The organism is Roseivivax sp. THAF197b, from assembly GCF_009363255.1.
Classification (GTDB): Bacteria; Pseudomonadota; Alphaproteobacteria; order Rhodobacterales; family Rhodobacteraceae; genus Roseivivax.
On record NZ_CP045318.1, the window covers coordinates 1,468,570 to 1,475,000 of the forward strand.

At 66.3% G+C, this 6,431-nt stretch carries 6 protein-coding genes and 2 tRNA genes; 7 read left to right on the forward strand and 1 reads right to left on the reverse strand.

The features are described 5' to 3' along the window. Positions 1 to 94 precede the first annotated feature (94 nt). The gene (locus FIV09_RS07295; RefSeq protein ID WP_152449376.1) at positions 95 to 709 is read right to left on the reverse strand and encodes a TetR/AcrR family transcriptional regulator; all 615 of its coding nucleotides are present in this window, start codon (positions 707 to 709) and stop codon (positions 95 to 97) included. A gap of 134 nt (positions 710 to 843) precedes the next feature. Between FIV09_RS07295 and FIV09_RS07300 the strand changes: the two genes are divergently transcribed. The 7 genes from FIV09_RS07300 to FIV09_RS07330 all read left to right on the forward strand — a co-directional run bounded on the left by FIV09_RS07300 (position 844) and on the right by FIV09_RS07330 (position 6,239). Further along, a complete protein-coding gene (locus tag FIV09_RS07300) occupies positions 844 to 1,131 on the forward strand; it encodes a hypothetical protein (RefSeq protein ID WP_152449377.1) in 288 nt (95 codons plus the stop codon). Between the two features lie 92 nt (positions 1,132 to 1,223). Then, a complete protein-coding gene (locus FIV09_RS07305; RefSeq protein WP_152449378.1) occupies positions 1,224 to 2,510 on the forward strand; it encodes a homoserine dehydrogenase in 1,287 nt (428 codons plus the stop codon). Beyond that, positions 2,485 to 2,922: an NUDIX domain-containing protein gene (locus FIV09_RS07310; RefSeq protein ID WP_152449379.1), complete on the forward strand. Its 438-nt coding sequence runs from the start codon at positions 2,485 to 2,487 to the stop codon at positions 2,920 to 2,922. The genes FIV09_RS07305 and FIV09_RS07310 overlap by 26 nt, the downstream gene beginning before the upstream one ends. Positions 2,923 to 3,041: 119 nt before the next feature. Beyond that, positions 3,042 to 4,007 carry a class II fructose-bisphosphatase gene (gene glpX / locus FIV09_RS07315; protein ID WP_152449380.1) on the forward strand — a complete coding sequence of 322 codons (966 nt, stop codon included), beginning with the start codon at positions 3,042 to 3,044 and terminating at the stop codon, positions 4,005 to 4,007. 146 nt (positions 4,008 to 4,153) lie between these two features. Next, positions 4,154 to 5,911: a single-stranded-DNA-specific exonuclease RecJ gene (gene recJ / locus FIV09_RS07320; protein ID WP_152449381.1), complete on the forward strand. Its 1,758-nt coding sequence runs from the start codon at positions 4,154 to 4,156 to the stop codon at positions 5,909 to 5,911. A gap of 55 nt (positions 5,912 to 5,966) precedes the next feature. Continuing rightward, a tRNA-Glu gene (locus tag FIV09_RS07325) sits at positions 5,967 to 6,041 on the forward strand. Between the two features lie 123 nt (positions 6,042 to 6,164). Further along, a tRNA-Glu gene (locus FIV09_RS07330) sits at positions 6,165 to 6,239 on the forward strand. Positions 6,240 to 6,431: the final 192 nt, after the last annotated feature.

Sequence of the window (6,431 nt, forward strand, 5' to 3'; positions counted from 1 at the left end):
CGACTGAGGTTTGACGCGGAACCAGGCGCATCCCGGCGCAAGGCCGGGATGCGCCGGTGCGAGAGACGCTGTCTCTCGCGCTCTCTGGAGGTATTTATGGTCCGGTCGTGACAGGGGCGGGTTGCGCCGTGACGAGCCGTCGGATCATCGACCAGTAAAGCTCCTCGACCTCCGGCAGGGACAGTCGACCGCCATCGCGGTACCAGGTGTTGATCTGGGTCAGCATGCCGATGATCGCGAAGGCGGTGATGCGGGGATCCTCCACATCGAAGGCGCCCGTGTCGCGACCATTTCGCAGAATGTCGACCAGCGCGCCTTCATAGCGGCGGCGCAGCATCTCGATCTCGGCGAAATGATCGGGATCGAGATTGCGCAGCTCCATGTAGGAGATGAAGACCGCGGCCGGGCGTTCGGAATTGAAGCGGATATGAAAGCGTGTGAACGCCTCCAGCCTGCCAAGCGCGTCCTCGGGCTTCGGCCAGGCGGTATAGGCCGAGAGCAGGTCCTGCATGTGTCCCTTCATCAGCGAGAAGAGCAGGGTCTGCTTGTCGGGCGTGTAATTGTAAAGCGCGCCTGCCTGAACGCCGACATCCGAGGCGATCTGGCGCATGGAGACCGCGGCAAAGCCGTGTCGCGCGAACAGCTTGAGTGCCGCGCGTTCGACGCGCGGTCCGGTGATGTCGGAATGGGAACCGCGGGTGCGTGCCATGGGCGGAGTTTGATATGAACGCTCGTTCAGATCAAGATGGTGCGTGCCGCGCGCGCTCCGTGCGTGCCATGGCGCGGGCTTGCCAAGTCGGGGACGCTCGGGCAAGACGGTCGGATCGAAAGACCGGATTGCCCATGCGCGCGCCTGCCCTTGTAATCGCCCTCGGCCTTGCCGTGACGGGCTGCACCCAGTTTCCCGAGCTTGATGCGACGGCCACGCCGGGTGTGGCCGATGCGCCTTATCCCGATCTTCTGCCGCTCGGCCTGCTTCTCGGGGACGCGCCGATGCGCGCCACGCCCGACATGAGTGCAAACGTCGTCTCCCGCGCCGAGGCTCTGCGCGCGCGCGCGGCCCGCTTGCAAGGCCCGGTGATCGATGCCGGGACCCGCAGGCGCATGGCGCGCGGGGTGGCATCGCGCTGAGACGCGTTGCAGCGCCCTGCAGGAGCGGCTAGAGGGACGGCGAATACGTCTCGAACCCAGATCCCGACCCGCGAAAAGGAGCCCGTGCGCCCATGTCAGACCCCTTGCGTCTTGGAATTGCAGGCCTCGGCACGGTCGGGGCGGGTGTCATCAAGATCGTGCGCCAGAAGGCCAATCTCCTGGCCACGCGCACCGGGCGGCCGATCCAGATCGTCGCCGTTTCCGCACGCAACCGCGACAAGGATCGCGGCGTGCGCCTGACCGATTTCGACTGGGAAGACGATCCCGTCACGCTGGCGCGGCGCGACGATGTCGATGTCTTCGTGGAACTCATGGGCGGCTCGGACGGGCCTGCCAAGGCCGCGACCCAGGCCGCGCTCGAGGCGGGCAAGGATGTGGTGACCGCGAACAAGGCGATGCTGGCCCATCACGGCCAGATGCTTGCCCAGATGGCCGACGAGAAGGGCGCGGTCCTGCGCTTCGAGGCCGCGGTTGCGGGCGGCATCCCCGTGATCAAGGCCCTGACCGAGGGATTGGCCGGCAACGAGATCAGCCGCGTCATGGGCGTGATGAACGGCACCTGCAATTACATCCTGACGCGGATGGAATCGGGCGGGCTGACCTATGCCGAGGCCTTCGCCGAAGCCGATGACCTGGGCTTTCTCGAAGCCGATCCCGAGCTGGACGTGGGCGGCATCGATGCCGGGCACAAGCTGGCGCTCCTTTCGGCCATCGCCTTCGGCACGGAGGTGGATTTCGCGGGCGTGAAGCTCGAAGGCATCGGCAAGGTGTCCATCGACGATATCCGCCAGGCCGCCGACATGGGCTACAAGATCAAGCTTCTGGGCGTGGCGCGGATGACCGGCCGCGGGCTGGAACAGCGCATGGCGCCGTGCCTCGTGCCGCAGACCTCGCCGCTGGGCCAGCTCGATGGCGGCACCAACATGGTGGTGATCGAGGGCGACAGCGTCGGCCAGATCGTCCTGCGTGGCGCGGGCGCGGGCGAGGGGCCCACGGCCTCCGCCGTCCTCGGCGACGTGATGGATATCGCGCGCGGCTTGCGCATCTCGACCTTCGGCAAGCCCGCGGCGGGGCTCAACAAGGTGCAATCGGCGACGGTCGCAACGCCCGCGCCCTATTACCTGCGCATGCGGCTTCTCGACAAGCCGGGCGCGCTGGCCAAGGTCGCCACGGCCCTGGGCGATGCGGGCATCTCGATCAACCGGATGCGCCAATACGATCATTCGCAGGATACGGCGCCCGTGCTGATCGTCACCCACAAGACCACGCGCGATGCGCTGGACCGCGCGATCGGCGCGATGAGCACGTCCGGTGTCCTGGGGAGCGACCCGGTTGCGCTCCGTATCGAGGAAGTCTGAACCGACACCTGCCGCGCTCGCGGTGGTGATCCGCGAGGGGCATGCCCTTCTAGTGCGCCGGGGCAATCGGCCCGATGCGGGGCTTTGGGGTTATCCCGGCGGGAAATGCGAAGCCGGAGAGAGCGCGGCCGAGACCGCCTTGCGCGAATTGGGCGAAGAGACCGGGCTAGTCGCCACGCGCGCGACGATGCTTGGCACGCTCCATGTCCTGCGGCCAGATTTCCACTACCGGCTCGATGCGTTTCTTTGCCATGACGCGACCGGGGCTGCACGCGCGGCGGATGATGCCGAGGAGGCGGGCTGGTTCCCGGTCCCGCACGTGATCGGCGGACGGTACCTGATGAGCCGGGATGTGGACCGGTTGTGCCTTCGGGCGATGGGCTGGATCACCAGCTCGAGGCCCGTCCTCTGAGGCGCATTGCGGAAACTATGGCGCGATAAAGGAAATCCGGCCCGCCCTTGTCCTTGCAGAAGCGCGGCGGGCCGGGGTAGGCATGTCGCAACAAGAAATGGACAGTTCCGGAGCCCGCCATGACCGCCCCCAAGGATTTTAACGATCGCATGTTGTCTCTGGGCCTGGCCCGCGTCGCCGAGCAGGCGGCGATTGCATCGGCGGATTTCATCGGCCGCGGCGACGAGAAGGCCGCCGACCAGGCGGCGGTGAACGCCATGCGCGAGCAGCTCAACAAGCTCGACATCCAGGGCACGGTCGTGATCGGCGAGGGGGAGCGCGACGAGGCACCCATGCTTTACATCGGCGAGGAAGTGGGTTCGGGCAACGGACCCGGCGTCGATATCGCGCTCGATCCGCTGGAAGGCACGACGCTGACCGCCAAGGACATGCCCAACGCACTGACCGTCATCGCCATGGGGCCGCGCGGCTCCATGCTGCATGCGCCCGACGTCTATATGGACAAGCTCGCCATCGGTCCGGGCTTTGCCAAGGATGTGGTGACACTGGACATGAGCCCGAAAGAGCGGGTCGAGGCGCTGGCGCGTGCCAAGTCCTGCGCCACCGCCGATATCACCGTCTGTATCCTTGAGCGTCCCCGCCACGAGGACATGATCGCCGAGGTTCGTGCCACGGGCGCTGCGATCCGGCTCATCACCGATGGCGACGTCGCGGGTGTCATGCATACCGCAGAGCCCGACATCACCGGGATCGACATGTATATGGGATCGGGCGGGGCGCCTGAAGGCGTGCTCGCCGCATCCGCGCTGAAATGCATGGGGGGCCAGATGTATGGCCGCCTGACATTCCGCAACGATGACGAGCGCGGGCGCGCGGCAAAGGCCGGGATCACCGATCTCGACCGGATCTACACGCGCGACGACATGGTGACGGATCACGTGATCTTTGCGGCCACAGGCGTGACCTCCGGCTCGCTCCTGCCCGGGATCAAGCGCGAGGTCGGATATCTGACGACCGAGACGATCCTGATGCGTTCGAAGACCGGATCGGTCCGGCGCATGGTCTACCGCAACCCGACGCAGTAAGGTCAGGTTGCCGGTGATGCGGATCGCCGCGCGCATGCGGCGATCCCGTTGGGGGTTCTGCCCGTCGCCAGTGTCGCTCGGACCAATGGCGCAACAATGACGACCCCCGCAGCTGTTTTCCGTCCGAACGTGAGAGGCGCGCACTCTTGAGTTACCTGGGTGTCGAAAGATCCCTGACCGGTCGGCGCTGGGTCGGCCCCGCGCCTGACGTGCAGCGCGCCGCCGAGGCCATGGCCCAGTCGACGGGCCTCGCATCGGCGATCTGTGCCACGCTCGCGCGGCTCGGCATTGCGGCTGAAGATGCGGTGGCCTTCCTCGACCCCAAATTGCGCGACCTGCTGCCCGACCCGCGATCCCTGCGCGACATGGAGAAGGCGGCGGCGCGGGTTCTGCAATCTGTATCGCAGTCCGAGCGCGTGGCGGTCTTCGCGGATTACGATGTGGATGGCGGTGCGTCGGCTGCGCTGCTGATCGACTGGTTCCGGCAGCAGGGGCGGTCGGTCACGCTCTATATCCCCGACAGGATAGACGAAGGCTACGGTCCGAACGTGCCCGCGATGCGCGATCTGGCCGCGCGGCACGATCTCATCATCTGTGTCGATTGCGGGACCCTGTCGCATGATCCGATTGCTGCGGCGTCGGACGTGGCGGATGTGGTCGTGCTCGATCACCACCTTGGCGGCGAGGTGCTGCCGCCCGCCCATGCAGTCGTGAACCCGAACCGGCAGGATGAGGACGGCGCGCTTGCGCATCTCTGCGCGGCGGCGGTCGTTTTCCTGATGCTGGTCGAATGCGGACGTCAGATGCGCGCGGCGGGGCAGGCGGGGCCTGACCTCATGGCGATGCTCGATCTCGTGGCCCTTGCGACCGTGGCCGATGTGGCTCCCTTGCGCGGGGTGAACCGGGCGCTTGTGCGGCAAGGTCTGCAGGTCATGGCGCGGCGCGCGCGGCCCGGGGTCGTCGCGTTGAGCGACATTGCCCGCCTGGAGACGGCACCTTCCTCCTACCATCTGGGCTATGTGCTCGGTCCCCGCGTGAATGCGGGCGGGCGGATCGGGGCCGCGGATCTCGGTGCCCGCCTTCTCGCCACGCAGGATGTGCACGAGGCCGCCGCTCTGGCGGAGCGTCTCGATCACCTCAATACGGAGCGGCGCGAGATCGAAGCGGCCGTGCGTGCCACGGCCATGGCCCAGGCGGAAGAGCGCGGTCTCGATGCGCCGCTGGTCTGGGCTGCGGGCGAGGGCTGGCATCCGGGCGTGGTCGGCATTGTTGCCGCGCGCCTCAAGGAGGCCACGAACCGGCCTGCCATCGTCATCGGTCTCGAAGGCGACGAGGGGAAAGGCTCCGGGCGCTCCATTGCCGGTGTCGATCTCGGGGCGAGCATTCAGAAACTGGCCGCCGAAGGGCTGCTGCTGAAAGGCGGAGGGCACAAGATGGCCGCCGGTCTGACCGTGGCGCGGGACGGGATTGATGCCGCGATGTCCCGCCTGACCGAGCTTTTGGCAAAACAGGGGGCAGGGACGGGCGGTGCTGCCGATCTGCGTCTCGACAGTCTTCTCATGCCCGGCGCTGCGACGCCGGAATTGATCGAGGCGCTGGAGGCGGCGGGGCCCTTCGGAGCAGGTGCGCCCGCGCCGCGCTACGCCTTTCCCGATGCGCAGATCGATTTCTGCAAGGAGGTCGGCACCGGGCACCTCAAGCTCGGGATCGGAGACGGCATGGGCGCGCGCCTCGATGCGATCTGCTTCGGTGCGTTCGACAGCCCGATGGGAGCCGCGCTGTCCCAGCACAAGGGCGCGCGTTTCCATCTTGCAGGGCGTCTCGAGATCAATGAATTCCGCGGGCGGCGCAGCGTTCAGCTCCGTCTGGAAGATGCCGCACCCGCTGCGAGCGAAAATTCCTGAAAATGCCTCTTGCAGGCGGGTCAGGTTTTTTCTAGACACCGCGCACGTCAAGAGTGGCCCGTTCGTCTATCGGTTAGGACGCCAGGTTTTCAACCTGGAAAGAGGGGTTCGATTCCCCTACGGGCTGCCACGACGCCTCCTCTGAAAGTCTCGGGATTTTGGCGCGGTCCAGTGCTCTGATCCGATGACGCTTGGGGGGTGAAGAAAAAACTTGCGGGGACTGCGCGCTTGTCCTAGTCAGCCCGCCAAGGATGGCCCGTTCGTCTATCGGTTAGGACGCCAGGTTTTCAACCTGGAAAGAGGGGTTCGATTCCCCTACGGGCTGCCACCTTCCCCATCTCTTGATATGATCGTTGCGCTGAACCGGTTTCCTGGTTCCGGCATCCTGTTTGGATCGCTGTGGCATCAAGCGATTGCGGCTATGCGCCCGACTTTGTCCTATGGCTCCGCTTAAAGGCGTCGCGGACCTCCGTGAGTCTTCACCTGGACGGAAGATCGCCGGTATCTCGACCGGATTCCC

What these genes read in the sequence shown, in the direction of transcription:
- FIV09_RS07295 (WP_152449376.1), bottom strand. Translation starts at nt 709, where the DNA reads ATGGCACGCACCCGCGGTTCCCATTCCGACATCACCGGACCGCGCGTC.
- FIV09_RS07300 (WP_152449377.1), top strand. Translation starts at nt 844, where the DNA reads ATGCGCGCGCCTGCCCTTGTAATCGCCCTCGGCCTTGCCGTGACGGGC.
- FIV09_RS07305 (WP_152449378.1), top strand. Translation starts at nt 1,224, where the DNA reads ATGTCAGACCCCTTGCGTCTTGGAATTGCAGGCCTCGGCACGGTCGGG.
- glpX (WP_152449380.1), top strand. Translation starts at nt 3,042, where the DNA reads ATGACCGCCCCCAAGGATTTTAACGATCGCATGTTGTCTCTGGGCCTG.